Origin of the sequence: Treponema socranskii subsp. buccale (genome assembly GCF_024181585.1) — a bacterium.
In the GTDB taxonomy this organism is placed as follows: Bacteria; Spirochaetota; Spirochaetia; order Treponematales; family Treponemataceae; genus Treponema_D; species Treponema_D buccale.
Genome location: NZ_CP054258.1, coordinates 304,254 through 318,682, shown reverse-complemented (window position 1 = coordinate 318,682; position 14,429 = coordinate 304,254). Strand labels below are relative to the sequence as shown.

At 49.8% G+C, this 14,429-nt stretch carries 14 protein-coding genes, 5 tRNA genes and 1 other RNA gene; 16 read left to right on the top strand and 4 right to left on the bottom strand.

From position 1 onward, the window contains the following. Positions 1–30 precede the first annotated feature (30 nt). From HRI97_RS01490 to HRI97_RS01460, 7 genes are all read left to right on the top strand, one after another. Positions 31–1,269, top strand: coding sequence for an AGE family epimerase/isomerase (locus HRI97_RS01490; RefSeq protein WP_253726175.1), 1,239 nt, complete (start codon positions 31–33; stop codon positions 1,267–1,269). Continuing rightward, positions 1,266–2,519, top strand: a complete 1,254-nt coding sequence (locus HRI97_RS01485) for a neutral/alkaline non-lysosomal ceramidase N-terminal domain-containing protein (RefSeq protein ID WP_253726174.1) — start codon at positions 1,266–1,268, stop codon at positions 2,517–2,519. The genes HRI97_RS01490 and HRI97_RS01485 overlap by 4 nt, the downstream gene beginning before the upstream one ends. Positions 2,520–2,537: 18 nt before the next feature. Further along, the gene (locus HRI97_RS01480) at positions 2,538–3,299 is read left to right on the top strand and encodes a sugar isomerase domain-containing protein (protein WP_253726173.1); all 762 of its coding nucleotides are present in this window, start codon (positions 2,538–2,540) and stop codon (positions 3,297–3,299) included. Between the two features lie 13 nt (positions 3,300–3,312). Beyond that, on the top strand, positions 3,313–4,461 hold the full coding sequence (locus HRI97_RS01475) for an N-acetylglucosamine-6-phosphate deacetylase (protein WP_253726172.1): 1,149 nt from the start codon (positions 3,313–3,315) through the stop codon (positions 4,459–4,461). Between the two features lie 94 nt (positions 4,462–4,555). Continuing rightward, positions 4,556–5,398 (top strand): undecaprenyl-diphosphate phosphatase, encoded by an 843-nt coding sequence (locus tag HRI97_RS01470; RefSeq protein WP_253726171.1) that lies wholly within the window; start codon positions 4,556–4,558, stop codon positions 5,396–5,398. A gap of 26 nt (positions 5,399–5,424) precedes the next feature. Beyond that, positions 5,425–5,976: a hypothetical protein gene (locus tag HRI97_RS01465; protein WP_253726170.1), complete on the top strand. Its 552-nt coding sequence runs from the start codon at positions 5,425–5,427 to the stop codon at positions 5,974–5,976. A 73-nt stretch (positions 5,977–6,049) separates the two neighbouring features. Then, a complete protein-coding gene (locus tag HRI97_RS01460; RefSeq protein ID WP_253726169.1) occupies positions 6,050–7,633 on the top strand; it encodes an NAD(P)H-hydrate dehydratase in 1,584 nt (527 codons plus the stop codon). A gap of 13 nt (positions 7,634–7,646) precedes the next feature. Here HRI97_RS01460 and HRI97_RS01455 read toward each other — a convergent pair whose 3' ends face one another. Further along, on the bottom strand, positions 7,647–8,210 hold the full coding sequence (locus HRI97_RS01455) for a hypothetical protein (RefSeq protein WP_253726168.1): 564 nt from the start codon (positions 8,208–8,210) through the stop codon (positions 7,647–7,649). 201 nt (positions 8,211–8,411) lie between these two features. Here HRI97_RS01455 and HRI97_RS01450 point away from each other — a divergent pair, with 201 nt between their 5' ends. Genes HRI97_RS01450 through rsmG form a run of 3 tightly spaced genes read left to right on the top strand, consistent with a single transcriptional unit; the run spans position 8,412 to position 10,937 of the window. Further along, positions 8,412–9,221, top strand: a complete 810-nt coding sequence (locus HRI97_RS01450) for a hypothetical protein (RefSeq protein ID WP_253726167.1) — start codon at positions 8,412–8,414, stop codon at positions 9,219–9,221. Then, complete coding sequence (locus HRI97_RS01445; RefSeq protein WP_253726166.1) at positions 9,208–10,257, top strand: hypothetical protein; 1,050 nt, start codon at positions 9,208–9,210, stop codon at positions 10,255–10,257. The genes HRI97_RS01450 and HRI97_RS01445 overlap by 14 nt, the downstream gene beginning before the upstream one ends. Then, complete coding sequence (gene rsmG, locus HRI97_RS01440) at positions 10,254–10,937, top strand: 16S rRNA (guanine(527)-N(7))-methyltransferase RsmG (protein ID WP_253726165.1); 684 nt, start codon at positions 10,254–10,256, stop codon at positions 10,935–10,937. Before HRI97_RS01445 ends, rsmG begins: the two co-directional genes overlap by 4 nt. 71 nt (positions 10,938–11,008) lie before the next feature. Here rsmG and thyX read toward each other — a convergent pair whose 3' ends face one another. Beyond that, positions 11,009–11,845 carry an FAD-dependent thymidylate synthase gene (gene thyX / locus HRI97_RS01435; protein ID WP_253726164.1) on the bottom strand — a complete coding sequence of 279 codons (837 nt, stop codon included), beginning with the start codon at positions 11,843–11,845 and terminating at the stop codon, positions 11,009–11,011. Between the two features lie 122 nt (positions 11,846–11,967). Next, complete coding sequence (locus HRI97_RS01430) at positions 11,968–12,582, bottom strand: DUF308 domain-containing protein (protein ID WP_253726163.1); 615 nt, start codon at positions 12,580–12,582, stop codon at positions 11,968–11,970. A gap of 115 nt (positions 12,583–12,697) precedes the next feature. Here HRI97_RS01430 and HRI97_RS01425 point away from each other — a divergent pair. The 6 genes from HRI97_RS01425 (at position 12,698) to ffs (ending at position 13,600) form a co-directional block, all read left to right on the top strand. Next, a tRNA-Ser gene (locus HRI97_RS01425) sits at positions 12,698–12,782 on the top strand. Positions 12,783–12,867: 85 nt separating this feature from the next. Next, a tRNA-Ser gene (locus tag HRI97_RS01420) sits at positions 12,868–12,952 on the top strand. A 15-nt stretch (positions 12,953–12,967) separates the two neighbouring features. Beyond that, positions 12,968–13,042: transfer RNA gene (locus HRI97_RS01415), tRNA-Arg, on the top strand. Positions 13,043–13,062: 20 nt separating this feature from the next. Then, a tRNA-Ser gene (locus HRI97_RS01410) sits at positions 13,063–13,149 on the top strand. Between the two features lie 262 nt (positions 13,150–13,411). Beyond that, positions 13,412–13,497 (top strand) — tRNA-Ser (locus tag HRI97_RS01405). Positions 13,498–13,501: 4 nt separating this feature from the next. Then, positions 13,502–13,600: signal recognition particle sRNA small type (gene ffs / locus HRI97_RS01400), an RNA gene on the top strand. 122 nt (positions 13,601–13,722) lie between these two features. Here the strand turns inward: ffs and HRI97_RS01395 are convergent. Continuing rightward, positions 13,723–14,424 (bottom strand): YfcE family phosphodiesterase, encoded by a 702-nt coding sequence (locus tag HRI97_RS01395; protein WP_253726162.1) that lies wholly within the window; start codon positions 14,422–14,424, stop codon positions 13,723–13,725. Positions 14,425–14,429: the final 5 nt, after the last annotated feature.

The window sequence follows — 14,429 nt, the reverse complement described above, 5'->3', positions numbered from 1 at the left end:
GAAGCGCCGTTTATATGAGGAAAGATATAAATGAATTATCCCGCCGAAAAAAAATTTTATATCGATCAAATCCGAAATAACTTTTTGCCGTATTGGAGTAAATTCGTCGATCCCGAAAACGGAGGGATTCTCAACTGCATTAACAATTACGGCGATAAAAAAATAAGCGATAATAAATTTACGTGGTCGCAAGGGAGATGGCTGTGGATTTTGTGCCGTCTCTCGGAATCGGCAAAAAAAAAGACAATGCCGGACATCGATGCTGCAGCGCTCGAAGCGTGGGCGGACGGTACATGGAATTTTATTAATTCTTATTGCATCATGGAAGACGGTTCGTGCTGTTATCTGCTTACCAGAGACGGCAAAAAGATAAAAGATGAACGTACCGGCCGTTTCGACGCGAGTATCTATGCCGACTGTTTCGCCCTGATAGGTTCGGCTCAGTACGCCGTACTGTCGAAAAAGCAGGAAGCGATCGACACTTCGAAGGCTCTGTATGAAAGCATCAAGCGACGGATAGAAAGGGACGAGTTTTTAACGGAGCCCTACCCGATTCCCCAAGGCTGCCGCACGCACGGAATTCCGATGATTCTTACGAATACGATCTACGAATATATACGGATGCTCCAAGCATTCGGCATACCCTCGGACGGAGCTGTCGAATTCGGAAAAAAGAACGCGTCATTCATACTCGAGCGTCTTATGAAAGAAGACGGCTATATAAACGAATTCGTATCCGATTTTTCCGACAAAGACAAACGACTGCTCGACCGCCATATCAATCCCGGTCACACGATCGAAGACATCTGGTTCCAAATAGAATTCCTTCAAGCATTCGGCTCTCTCGAACGGTATCTTCCCCGCATCTGTAAAACAGCCGAACGCACATGGCATCTCGGATGGGATTCGGAATACGGAGGACTCTTCCGTTTTGTCGATTTTGAAGGAGGGAAACCGCACGGTACGTCGACGGACTCTCCGTATGAAAAACTCATCGCCGATACGTGGGATATGAAACTCTGGTGGCCGCATTCGGAAATCCTGTATACCTACCTTTTGCTGTACAAGCTTACGGGTGATGAAAAATTTAATAAAATATATACGCAGAGTTTCGACTATATTTTCAAAACGTTTCCGAATACGGAACTCGGAGAATGGATTCAAATACGTACGCGCGACGGAAAACCGGCAGACAAACTCGTTGCGCTTCCGGTAAAAGATCCCTTCCACATCCTGCGCAATTTTATAAAAATAACGGAGCTTTTATGATACGGCTCGGCTGTGCAAAATCGGTAATTTCTCCGAAGGTACCTCTCAGGCTGTGCGGCTATGCACGCCGAACGGATAATTTCAGCGGTATCACGGAAGATATTTTTCTGCGCGTTCACTATTGGCAAACGGCAAGCAAACGCATCATCATCGTATATGCGGATTTATTGTGGTGGAATCCCGATTTTATCGATACCGTGCGAACGCTGCTCAGGCAAAAGCAGGGCATCGCCGAAGATGAAGTTTTGTTTACGGCGTCTCATAATCACTCTGGCCCCGGAACGGGGCGTGCGTTTACGCCGCTGCTTGAAACCGTTTCCGACAATTACATCGATTTTTTATTGCAAAAGATTATCGACGGAATTGCCGCAGCGGAACGCGATTCGGAAGAAGTTGCCGTACGTCGATTTAACGGCACATGCGCCATGAACGTGTACCGCAGAAAAAAAACGGACAAAGGCATCGAAATGTGTCCGAATTACGAAGAGCCGGCCGACACCGATTTAACAATTTTCGAATTCCTAAAAAAACGAGACGGAAAACCGAAAGGCTTCGCCGTTCACTATGCGTGTCATAATAATCTCTCCGACGGCAACAGCGTACATCCGGATTACGCGGGAATCGTTTTACGGCGTTTCGACGAAGCGTATCCAGAAAGCGTGTCAATTTTTTTGCAGGGCTGTACCGCCGACTTGCGCCCGAACAGCGTACTCGGAGACCGTTTTATTTCCGTCGATTTTGAAAAAATTATCGCCTTTGCGGATGACTTTTTCAAAAAGTGCAAAGATACCCTGCAAACACAAAGCGCTCCGATTCAGGAAAATCTTGAATTGCGAAAAATCCGGATCAAACTTCCGCTCGTGCAGAATTTTTCAAAAAATGAAGTCGCGTCACTTGCGGCTCATGCGGAGGACGACACAATGCGTCAATGGGCGCAAAAAGCGATCGAAAAGAACTTCCGCGACTATGAAACGCTTGAAATAACGCGCGTCGATTTCGGTTCGACACCCGTGTATTTTTTTAATGCCGAAATGTCGCAGCAGTATGCGCTGTCGGTACGGCAAAAAAACAAAAACGGTTTGTGCGTCTGTTATACGAACGGCATGATCGGTTATCTGTGCAGCGAAAAACAGATCCGTGAAGGCGGGTACGAGCCGCACGGTTCGGCGATCTACTTTGCGCTGTGCGGAACCTACGGCCCGGAAACGGAAAAGCTTATAAACAAAGCATTGGATAATTTTAATAATTAATATTTTTGGAGGCGTAAAATGACGGAAGGTGATGTTTTAAAACTGTACCGTAAAGAAGTGTTCGGCATTATCGATGAAATATACGATACCGAAGAAAAAAATATTCTCAAAGCGGCGCGGATGGTCGCAGACCATGTAAAAAAAGACAAAATCGTGTATGTATTCGGCCCGGGCGGACACTCGAATCTCGCGGCGATGGAAGTATTTTTCCGCGCCGGCGGCCTCATGCACATAAACGCTATCTTAAATCAGGAGACGATGCTTTCAAACGGCGCTTTAAAATCGATGGCGGCGGAGCGGCTTCCCGGTTACGGTAAAATCGTAATCGAAGACAACGGCATAGGCGAAGGAGACCTTCTGATCGTAGTCAACGCGTACGGAATCAATTCCGCTACGATCGACGCATGCTTAACCGCACAATCGCGCGGCGCAAAAGTGATCGGCGTGAGTTCCCATGCCCATGCAAATTCCTGTCCGAAAGATCACCCTGCGCGTCATCCGTCGAAAAAAAATCTGCATGAAATCGCGGATTGTTCGGTCGACTGCAAAATCAAACTGGGAGATGCGACAATCGAACTTCCCGGCTTCGAACAAAAAATCGGTGCGCTCAGCACATACGCGAACGCATTCGTGATGAACGGCATCATAATCGAAGCGATCAATATACTTGTAAACGAAGGCGTCAATCCTCCCGTTTGGCGAAGCGGCAACTGTCCGGGCGGCGATGAATGGAACAATCGTTTTATCGCTAAGTTCAGAAAATCCATACGGAGCCTGTAGAGGAGGTATCTTTATGATTTTTACCGGATGGATGTACGGCACCGATACGCTGGTAAAGCTCCAAATTGAAAACGGTATTTTTATTTCGGCGGAAAAAACGGATCCGGAAAATTCCGTAACGTATCCGAACATCGCACCCGTACTGTTCGATACTCAAATTAACGGCTTCAACGGCATTGACTTCAACACGACCGACGAATTGACGGAAGAAGCCTATGAAAAAGCGCTGTACGCTTTATTGAAAGAAGGCTGCGGACTGATTTGTCCGACCGTTATCACCGCCGATCCCGAAAAAATTCTGAAGCGCTGCAAAGAGATTGTTTCTTTTACACATCGCAATCCGTTGGCAAAAAAAATGACACAGGGCATTCATATTGAAGGTCCCTTTATCTCCCCGAAAGACGGAGCTTCAGGTGCGCACGACAAACGCTATATCAGAGCGCCCGACTTCGATATGTTTAAGAGATGGTATGATGCTGCGGAAGGAAAAATATCGGCTCTTACCCTCTCGCCCGAATGGGGAGGAGACACGTATTCTTTTATTTCAAAAGTCAGTGAGCTCGGCGTTGTCGTATCCGTAGGACATACGATGGCAAGCGAAGAACAAATAGCCGAAGCCGTTGCAAGCGGAGCGAGTCTTGTCACACACTTCGGAAACGGAGTTCCCGTCACGGTGCCCCGTCATCCGAATTTTTTGTGGGAAGAATTAAGCAACGACGGTTTGACGCTTTCCTGTATTGCCGACGGATTTCATCTTCCCGAATCGGTGTTGAAAACGGTTTTTGCCGTAAAAGGTCCGCGGTCTTTTATTATCAGCGACAGCACGCAGTTCGGCGGATTACAGCCGGGAACATACGAAACGCCGATCGGCGGAAATGTCCTGCTCCAGTCGAACGGACGGCTTTGTATGATGAGCGAACCGCGTCTTCTTGCCGGCTCCGCGCAAAGTATCCGGCACGGCGTGGAGCATCTTGTCAAAAGCGGTATTTGCTCGTTAAAAGATGCATGGATGAAAGCGTCGGAAATTCCTGCGGCATTTTACGGCTGTGAAAAAAAAGTCAAAACGACACGGGGCTGCAGAGCAAATTTCGTCTGCTTCGAAAAAGACGAAAAAGGCTTGTCGGTTTCCCGCGTCTATCTTGACGGAGAGCAAGTACTGTAAGGTACTTATTTTTCAGCGGAGCTGCAATCCCCGCAGCTCCGTATCGCCGCATATCGCTCATGACATCTTTCCGCTCTTTTGCTATGATGGATTTATGACGATTTTACAAAGCCTTTTGCTCGGCGTACTTCAGGGCCTAACGGAATTTTTACCCGTTTCGTCTTCCGGACATCTCGCCGTGGCGCAGTATCTGTTTTCGCTCGGCGACGTGCCGCTTTTATTCGACGTATTTCTTCACCTCGCAACGCTCGCCGCAGTCGTACTTTATTTCAGACACGATATTTTGAAACTCTTTTGCGCGTTCGCACGGATGATCGCGCGCCGCCCCCTCGTTTCGGGCGTTTCGGGTGAAAGCGCTTTGACAAAAAGCGACGAAGCTTCCCGCAAAACGGTCGCAGCCGTCATCGTCGCAACGCTCGTTACGGGTGTCATCGGCGTCGCTGCGGAAAAAATGCTCCCCTCTCTTTCTATACGATTCGTATGCGCGCTCTTTATCGTCACTGCGCTCATTTTGCTTATATCGCAATATGCAGGCAAAAAGAGAGAAAACGTAGAAAAATCGGACGGCATTTCGTGGAAGCAGGCGCTCATCGTCGGAGCGGCTCAAGGTATCGGAACGCTGCCGGGCATTTCGAGGAGCGGTTCGACGATAGCAGGCGGACTGCTTTCAGGCATCGGGAGAGCGGATGCGGGAGAGTTTTCGTTTATCGTTTCGATTCCGGCGATTCTCGGCGCTTTTATACTCGAGCTCAAAGATTTCGACAAAATGTCGGAATCAATCGGAGCGCTTCCGATCCTCGTCGGGTGCGCAGCCTCTTTCGTTGTCGGTTACGCATCTCTTTCCCTCCTTATGAAAATTATTAAAAAGGGAAAGCTCGGATGGTTTGCGTGCTACCTCATTCCGCTCGGTATAGCAGGATTGCTGTTTTTTAAATAAACAAAAAGGATGCATGGGAGGTAATTATGCGCTTATCGAGAATTATTAAAATCATAATCGCGGTACCGCTGCTTGCCGTTGTTTTGCCGTCCGCCGCCGATTCGGACAAGAACTCTTCCGTAAAGCAGGAGTGGAAAGAATTCGGTAAAAAATCCGCCGACGCTTTCAAATCGTTCGGCAAAGCGATGGATGAAACCGGCAAAAAAATCGGCGAAGATATGCAGAATGCGCTTACGCCGAAATACTACGGAACGTGGGTTTACGAAGGTACAAGCGCCGTGACGACTGTCGAAATCAAACAGGATAAAATGATGACGGTCATGCAAAGGGCGGCGCTCGATACGCGATATTGGAGCGGAACGTATTCGGCAACCCGGTCGCTCATCGTTTTTACCGTCGAAAAATCGGGGACGGATACGGGCTACTCAAAAAGCGAATCCGACGACGGAAAGACGTGGCGGATTTTATATTCGCTCGACGAAGGAAACGGCACGCTTACGATTCGCTGTTCGCATATACCGACCGACAAAGACGGTCACGATTTTTCCGATCCGACGATTTTTAAAAAGCAAAAATGAGTGCAAGACGATTTTTCAGAGTGATTATTGATTAATAATATAATCGGTGCCGCCGGCTTGCGGGAGTGCGAATATGCAAAAGGTTTTTATCGATGTAAAAGAGCTTGAAAAGCGCATGCATAAAGTTTTCGGCATCACCGAAGACGTGATGATCGAAAATGCGGCAAGCGCGCTTGAAAGTGAAGTACGGAAAGCCCTCTATGATCGAAATGCCGTACGGGCTTACGAAAAACGGCCGGTGTATCGAACGGAACGGCCGAGCACATCAAGTGCGGCACATCGCGGGACAGTATCTTCGAACGACGTGCTTATCGTGTGCGGAAGCGGTAACAACGGTGCCGACGGTTACGCGCTCGCCCGCAGGATCGCAGGCGATATCCCCGTTGCGGTGTATAGCGCTTGTGACGCGAAAACGGAAAACTGCAAACGGGAGCGGGATGCGGCGCTTGCAGTCGGTGTAAAACTCGTAAGCCGTTCGGCATTTTTCAAGCAGCTTTCATCATGCGCTCTCGTCGTCGACTGTTTATACGGCACCGGTTTCCGCGGAACGCTCATGCCCGACCTTTCCGTCCTCATCGATACAATCAATAACGCTCCGTGTTTCCGCATTGCGTGCGACATACCGAGCGGCATAGACAAGCGCGGTGCGGTTTCGACCGAATACAAACACAGACCGCTCGCGTTCGATGCCGACCTGACGGTTTCGATGGGTGCACTCAAAGCGGCGTATTTCGGAGACGCGGCGAAAGACTTTTGCGGAATTATTAAAAAATACGGTATCGGCGTAAGCGCTCTCGTATTTGAAGAGGATGCCGCAGCCGACCTATACCTTCTCGAAGCGGACGATATGCGACTTCCCGTGCGGGCAAAAAAATCGGTACACAAAGGAAACTTCGGACACGCTGCGATCGCCGCGGGAGAAAAAGCCGGAGCTGCGATTATCGCAGGACAAGCGGCGCTCGGTTTCGGTGCAGGACTTGCAACAATCGTCGAAACGGAAACGGGAGCTGCTGCGCGATTTAAATTGCCGCCGGATTTGATGATCGCACAATCCTTTCCGAAAGACACGACTGCGATTTTACTCGGAAGCGGATTCGGGCGCGGTCGGACGGAAGCCTTTCAAAACCTATGCGCAAAGCTCGAAGCGTACAAAGGTGCCGGTATCGTGCTCGATGCCGATTCTTTTTATTACGGCGATATCGGAAAACTGCTCGATGTGCTCTCGAAGCGCAGCACGAGGGTTATACTGACTCCTCATCCGAAAGAATTTCAATCGCTTTTGAAGTTGTGTGCGCTCGGAGACTATACTATCGGAGAGCTTGCGGACGACAGAATCGAAATCGTCAAAAAATTTTCCGAACGCTTTCCGCATATCGTACTCGTACTCAAAGGCGCAAATACGGTGATCGCATCGGAACGCGGCGTCTTCGTAAGCGTCGAAGGAAATCAAAGCCTTGCAAAAGCCGGAAGCGGCGACGTGCTCGCAGGCCTCGTCTGCGCGCTGCTCGCCCAGCAATACGATGCCGAAGACGCGGCCGTTACTGCAGTCCTCGCGCACGGCATCGCATCTCAACGCTTTGCGCGCGCGTACAATTTGACGCCGCCGAAATTGATCGATGCCGTCGGAAGCCTGATGAACGAATTGCCGCCGGTGTAAATGCCCCGTCATATCAAGGCGCGGCACGAATAAAATCTTCAAACGGCATATCGGCGAGACGAAGCGGAACGCTTACATAGGATAGGTAAGCACCGTTTGGGGAAATATTATTTTTTTCAATGTATTTCTTTTTCGCCTGTACGATGCGATCGTTTGCCGTTCGGCCGTCCGTAATTTCTACAATGTAAAAACAGCCGTCTTTCATTTCAATGACAAAATCGGGACGATAAAAGCAAAGCATACCGCCGTCCGAATCTCGGTACGGAGCGAAAAAATCCGCCGCACTCGAAGCCGTATACCAAATATGTGCGATCGATGCGCCGTAAAAAAGATTCACATCGAAAAATAATTTTTTACTATTCGATATAAAAATATATTCCGAAAGATGAAAACTTTTTTTACAGCCTTCTCGCTGATTGTACGGCGCATAAAGCGGGTCCGATTCGGAGACAAAAAAATCATCGCCGGAGACGGTAAGGCAAAATAAATCGGAACTTTCCGCCGAATGTACGACTTCGGCGAACAAAGGGGAAATTTTCGTGCGGATAAAAACGGAACGCAAGGAAATATCGTTCATCTTCATTTTATATCCCTAAAATACTTAAAACCTTACAACGTTATTATAACGCATAAAGGTAAATACATCCATCGGTACAATTTACGAAAAAAGGGTCTTGCGCGTCCCTGAAACGGATGGCGGAAAACCGAACGCAAAAAACCGAAAAAGAAATTACCCTATGCGCTTTTTTAATAAAGCGGATTTCATTATACTTAACGTATGGACAATGCAAAAATCAAAGAGCTCCTCCTCGACATTCAAGATACGAAGCTCGACTTTACAGTTATTCAATCGGGAAAAGAGAGCCGCCGCGTCAACGGTTTGTATAAACCCGATACGCATGAAATTATTTTGCACAATAAAAATTTTAAAACCGATAACGAAATGATCTATACCGCCGTCCACGAATACGCGCATCACCTGCTCACCGAAGAAGCGCTTGCGACAATGGGCGACACGGCGCTCCCGAACGCGAGGGTGCACACGCAGGCGTTTTGGGCGAAGTTCAACGAATTGTTGATTATCGCCGAAAAAAAGGGTTACTACGTGCTGAACATTCAAAGCTCGCCGGAGCTCGAAAAACTCACCGAAGAGATCCGCAAAAATTACCTTGAAAAAAACGGCGAGCTCATGCAAGCGTTCGGACGGCTCCTCGCAAAAGCCTACGATCTCTGTGAAAAAGCCAATATCCGCTATGAAGATTACATCGACCGCGTGCTTTGTCTTCCGCGCAATTCCGCACGCGATATCCGAAAGCTCGGCATGGAAAACGTCAATCCCGCCCTCGGCTACGACAATATGAAATTCGTCGCATCGCTCAAAAATCCCGACGACAGAAGCGCTGCGGAAAAACAGCTTTTGCACGGAGGAAGCCCCGACAGCGTGCGCGCCCTTATGCGGCGCAAAAGCTCGGACGATGCCGACGATAAAAAAACGAAACTCGAAAAAGAAAAAAAACGCATAGAACGCGCGATAGAACAGCTGCAAAAGCGGCTCGAATTCGTGGAGGCGGCAATTGAAAATATGTAAGATCATGCGGACGGCTTTCGTTTCGGCAGCGATATTGACGCTGATGCCGCTTTCGGCGCAAAACGGAACATCGTCCGGAAGCGCAAAACAGAACACTCCCGTAACGGCGCCTGTTATGCCGACTCCTCCTTCGATGCCGACACTGAGCGTTCCTTCGATGAGCGCTCCTCATTATACGCCCGACCGAAATACCGCCGCACAGCAGCAGACGAACGATTCGCAAACCGGCTCCCGAAATGCGGCTCAAACCGAAAGCACGGCAAAAGACGGCGCACAAAATACCGCACGTGCAGAAAGCGCCGGCGCAAACACGATGTCCTCCGTACATCAAGGGCAACGGATACCGAACGGCAAAGTGCAAAGTACCGGACAGGCGAATGCAAACGGCTCGAAAAATCAGTCCGCCGTTTCGGCCGCCGATTTGACGGCGCTTGCAAAAAAAGGTCTCCTTAACAATTTTTATTCGCTGCTCGGTTCGTCGGGAACCGGTGCTCTTTTGCAGGGCGGTCTATCGTCAGGCGGAATCCCTTCCGATACGGCACTGCCGTCTTCATCGAATGCGATGCTCGAAAAAATACTTTCGGAACTTGACAACGTAAAAAAACAAAATGCCGAAGCGGTAAAATCGAACGAAGAGCAGCCCCCCGCCTCTTCCGCACGCCCCGGCATACTGCGTTTTATCATAAACGGCTGTGATGTCCTCTCTTCGTGCCGCACCGTGTATTTCAGCGACGTCGGGAAAGACGGCACGTTTTTGCTGACGGGCGACAGAACGTATACGGCAAACGGGCAAAAGCGGATGGAAACGTTTTACTTACTCTTTCGGCCGGCAGGAAACGCGGGATTTTCGACGCAGTATAAAGTGGAATGCTCCGTCGTACAGGATTATACGAATACGAATTCGGTCATGTATCGGCTTGCTTCTCTCGGTAATTTAAGTGCGGTAAAAACCGGCAACCTCGTTTCGTTGCGCACATCCGATCAGAATTGCCGTGCGGATTTGCTCATCGACATCGGAAGCGCGAAACAGCAATGAGCGACATACTGAACGAAGGGCTTTCCGAGCTCGGCTTTGCACGGGATTCGATTCCGCTTTTCGCGCAAAAGCTCGGCATGTACATAAAAGAATTGCAGCTGTTTAATTCCGCGTACAATCTCGTCAACACGAGCGACTTCGAAGAGCTCGCAATTCGTCACGTATTTGACAGTCTCGCCGCACACGATATTATCAACTCGCTTGCGGCGGACATACGAAGCGAAGACGGTATCGGCGTCACCCGCAGCGGCGATATCATCATCGGCGATATCGGTTCGGGAGGAGGACTGCCGGGCATTCCGCTTGCCGTCGTCTTTCCGCAATTTCGCTTTACGCTCGTCGAACGCATGGACAGACGATGCGCCTTTCTCGAAAACTGCGCCGCAATGCTCGGTTTGCAAAACCTTACCGTACAAAAATCGGAGGCCGAAAAAATTCCGCGTGAAAGTTTTGACATAGCAGTGTTCCGCGCGCTGAAACCCCTCGACGCCCGCTTTGCAAAAACGCTTTTATCGCTTATAAAAAAAGGCGGATATCTTGCCGCATATAAAGCGAAAAAAACTAATATCGAAAACGAAATGGACGCGATACGTTCGGTCATCGCCGATTATACGGCTCTCGAAGTGCACGTGCCGTTTATGAAAGATGCGGAGCGGAACATCGTCGTCGTAAAAAAGTAAGCATACCGCAACGCAGCGCATGACGCGACATTGAACACTTCACACGAATAAAAACCGCTTTTGCCGGCACGCTACAGCTGCACTCCCGTCCGCAGTTTTTCTTCGAAACGTTCGCGCTTTTTTCCTTCGAGCGGATTTTGTTCTCCGGAAAGTATTTTTCGCAGCGCTTCCATCTCTTCGCCCGAAAAGCGCACGCCTTCGTTTATGTGATTGATAAAGGATCCCGTTGCAAGAGGTGCGACCGTGCGGCACAGCGCAAGGATAACTTTCGCATATTCGCGGATTTCATACTGCGCGTGTCCGTCGAGTCGCAATTTTAAAAAGCGAAAGAGATTGTGCAAATCCATTTGCCAATAGAATTCGGTATAGAGCGCAAGCGGCAAATCGATGCGAGCGATTTCCCGTGCAAGAGACGCATCGAGGAGTTTCGTATACGTTTCGTAGGAAGCCTTTTGTCCCTCTTCGAGCGCCGCTCGGATACTTTCGGCTTCGTCTTTCGAAAAGGGTTCGACCGCCCTACCCTGTTTGTTATCCTTACTCTGCGGTGCGATGTTTTCATCGGAGGGAACGTAGAACTCGTCTTTCATGATCGAATAACGGCCGGACACTTCGTTCATCCTGCCCGTGCGGTGGCGTACCCATTGACGCGCGACGAAGATCGGCATTTTAAGGTGAAAAGTCATCACAACCTGTTCGAAGGGAGAAGTGTGTTCGTGGCGCAAAAGATAATCGATGAGCGCGCCGTCCTGCGAAACCGTCTTCGTTCCTTCTCCGTACGAAACGCGCGCCGCCTGAACGATCCGCGCGTCTCCGCCGAAATAATCGACAAGGCGGACAAAACCCTTGTCGAGCACGGGATATTCTTTATCGAGAATCGCTTCCGCTTCGGGAACAACACAGTGAGCCATACACTTCCTCTTTAATAATTAATAAAATTAATTTTAACAAAACCTGATTCGATATCCGTATTCTTCTTACACGGACAAACATCGAATTAAATAATTCAAATCGCTTCTCGGCCGCAAGATTTTTATTCCCCCGTACGGCGATTTTCCGCGTTACCCGCGGGAGGCGTATCGGAAACGGGAGGCTGAACATCGTCCACGACTTCGACTTCATCGACGACGATCGGGCGGTCGTGCCATTCGAAAAGCATATAGCCGGCGCTGACGGCAAGGAGCAAAACTCCGAGAATGCGCACAAGGACGAGCCCTATCTGCTGAGGCACGATAAACAATACGATTGCACCGACAAGCGATATGATCACTTCGAGCATGTAGCGCCGGCGTTCTATATTCGTGTCGCGGAGTTTCGCGAGCATATACAGTTCGAGAAAGGCTGACGCGAGGAGATAGGCTGCAAGCACGTAGAGCATAATCGTCCACATGGCTTCTGCAAAGCGCAGCGGCAAAAAGACGGCGAGAATACCGATAACGATACTGATAACGCTTCGGACGATGACCGTAAGCTGAAAAGATTTATCGTCGACAAGCTGCCGTATTTTGATCAAGTTAAAAATACCGTTGACAACGGCTTCGATACCCAGTGCGACGACGGCGACTTTTATACATTGTTCCGGCGCAATGATCATCATGAGTGCAACGAGTGCAAGCAATGCGCCGAGCATAAAATCGGTTTTTCTCATGCCGTAAATATACTCTATTATGTGTAAATCAACAAGTTCCGATTATCTCGTTTACGGCGCAATCCTATACTTGACACAAAAAGCGATAATTTGATATGCTTATGCTACGTCTTTTGGAGCGATGTCCGAGCGGTCGATGGAGGTAGTCTTGAAAACTATTGAGGAGCAATCCTCCGGGGGTTCGAATCCCTCTCGCTCCGGACAGCAAAATCGCCTGTGATTTTTATCGCATCGGTTTTCAATGGGCATCGCTCGTACATCGTTTACGGCGCCGGCGGACGAATCGGAAGCGTGGTAGAGCGGTAATACAACGGATTGCTAATCCGTCAGTTCCGTAAGGGCTGGGCAGGTTCGACTCCTGTCGCTTCCGTATTGTTATTTTTTTGAGACTATAGCTCAGCTGGATTAGAGCACCACCCTGCGGAGGTGGGGGTCGCACGTTCGAATCGTGTTAGTCTCGTACGGCTTATAGCCGCGTAAGGAAAGATGCGAGAGTGGTCGATCCGGACGGTCTCGAAAACCGTTGAACCCTTTTGGGTTCCGGGGGTTCGAATCCCCCTCTTTCCGCTTAACGGATGTTGTGGAAACGTTAGGGGATTCGAACCGGAACGAGCGCCGAGCAGGGGCGAGGATGAGCCCGCCGGATGCGGGCGGAAGCGAGTGCAGGCGCCTGAAGCGAGCAGACAGGGATGCTTGCGAGCGCAAGGCGAATCCCCCTCTTTCCGGTCAGCGTGTATCGTAGATATCGTTGGGATTCGAACCGGAACGAGCGCCGAGCAGAAATCGCTTTTATTATTCATCGATTTATCTTCATACTGAAAATGTTTTAGGAAAGATGTCCGAGTGGTTTAAGGTACACGCTTGGAAGGCGTGCGTGCCCAAAAGGCACCGGGGGTTCGAATCCCCCTCTTTCCGCTATGCCCAGGTGCCATGCAGCCGAACGCCGGCAAACCCCGTCAGAGCAGGAATGCAGCAGCGGTAGTCGGATGTGCGGCGTGCCGTGGATTACCTGGGCTTTTTTTAATTTATCGATTTTCAATTTTACTTTACAACTTTAGGAGCACCGGCCGAACAACGAAAACGGAATGCAGCCGAAGCGCCATTATCCGCTAATACCTATATACCCGCAGCTTCTCCGGCCTAGATCCACAGCGACGTCTTTTTCGGTGTAAACGGCGTAAAGCGTATACCGTCGAGATGCGCGTCGATGCGGTAAAAAACGGCGTTGCTGTTTTTTCCGTCGAGTTCGAGAACGGCAAACGACGGAGGCGTGAGAGATCGCGGATAGGAAATGCTTCCGGGGTTTACGATGTAGACGCTCCGGCGAATTTCGGCCGCAATATGCGTGTGCCCGTAGAGCGCGATGTCGGCGCCGGCAGCTTCGCACTCGCGTTCGAGTGCATCCGTTCCGTAATACGCGCCCTGTTCGTGACCGTGCACCGCATAGATCACGTGACCGGCCGCCAGTAAAATCTGCCGCTTGGGAATGATCAATTCATAAAAAACGTCGGACGATTTTTTACCTGCGGGATTAAAGCGCACGGGAAACCTGTCGGCGTCTCCGTTGCCTTCGACAAAGGCCGCAACCGGCGGCACGAGCTCGGCAAATGCTTCGTCGCTCGCCGCATCGTCCATACACGAAACGAAATCGCCCGCACCGTCGCCGCAAAAAACGAGGGCATCGCACGAGGGGCCGGCCTTTTCAACGATGAGGCGGAAAAGTTCACGCTGCCCGTGAGAATCGGAAAGAACGAGAATGCGCGCACTTTCTTTTTTTGCAAGAGAATCGATATCACGCTTTGCGCCGAGCAGATGACGCTCCGTCTGTTTGAGCGTAATCATGAAAA

Coding starts and splice junctions, on each gene's coding strand:
- HRI97_RS01490 (WP_253726175.1), top strand. CDS start 31: ATGAATTATCCCGCCGAAAAAAAATTTTATATCGATCAAATCCGAAAT.
- HRI97_RS01485 (WP_253726174.1), top strand. CDS start 1,266: ATGATACGGCTCGGCTGTGCAAAATCGGTAATTTCTCCGAAGGTACCT.
- HRI97_RS01480 (WP_253726173.1), top strand. CDS start 2,538: ATGACGGAAGGTGATGTTTTAAAACTGTACCGTAAAGAAGTGTTCGGC.
- HRI97_RS01475 (WP_253726172.1), top strand. CDS start 3,313: ATGATTTTTACCGGATGGATGTACGGCACCGATACGCTGGTAAAGCTC.
- HRI97_RS01470 (WP_253726171.1), top strand. CDS start 4,556: ATGACGATTTTACAAAGCCTTTTGCTCGGCGTACTTCAGGGCCTAACG.
- HRI97_RS01465 (WP_253726170.1), top strand. CDS start 5,425: ATGCGCTTATCGAGAATTATTAAAATCATAATCGCGGTACCGCTGCTT.
- HRI97_RS01460 (WP_253726169.1), top strand. CDS start 6,050: ATGCAAAAGGTTTTTATCGATGTAAAAGAGCTTGAAAAGCGCATGCAT.
- HRI97_RS01455 (WP_253726168.1), bottom strand. CDS start 8,210: ATGAACGATATTTCCTTGCGTTCCGTTTTTATCCGCACGAAAATTTCC.
- HRI97_RS01450 (WP_253726167.1), top strand. CDS start 8,412: ATGGACAATGCAAAAATCAAAGAGCTCCTCCTCGACATTCAAGATACG.
- rsmG (WP_253726165.1), top strand. CDS start 10,254: ATGAGCGACATACTGAACGAAGGGCTTTCCGAGCTCGGCTTTGCACGG.
- thyX (WP_253726164.1), bottom strand. CDS start 11,845: ATGGCTCACTGTGTTGTTCCCGAAGCGGAAGCGATTCTCGATAAAGAA.
- HRI97_RS01430 (WP_253726163.1), bottom strand. CDS start 12,582: ATGAGAAAAACCGATTTTATGCTCGGCGCATTGCTTGCACTCGTTGCA.
- HRI97_RS01395 (WP_253726162.1), bottom strand. CDS start 14,424: ATGATTACGCTCAAACAGACGGAGCGTCATCTGCTCGGCGCAAAGCGT.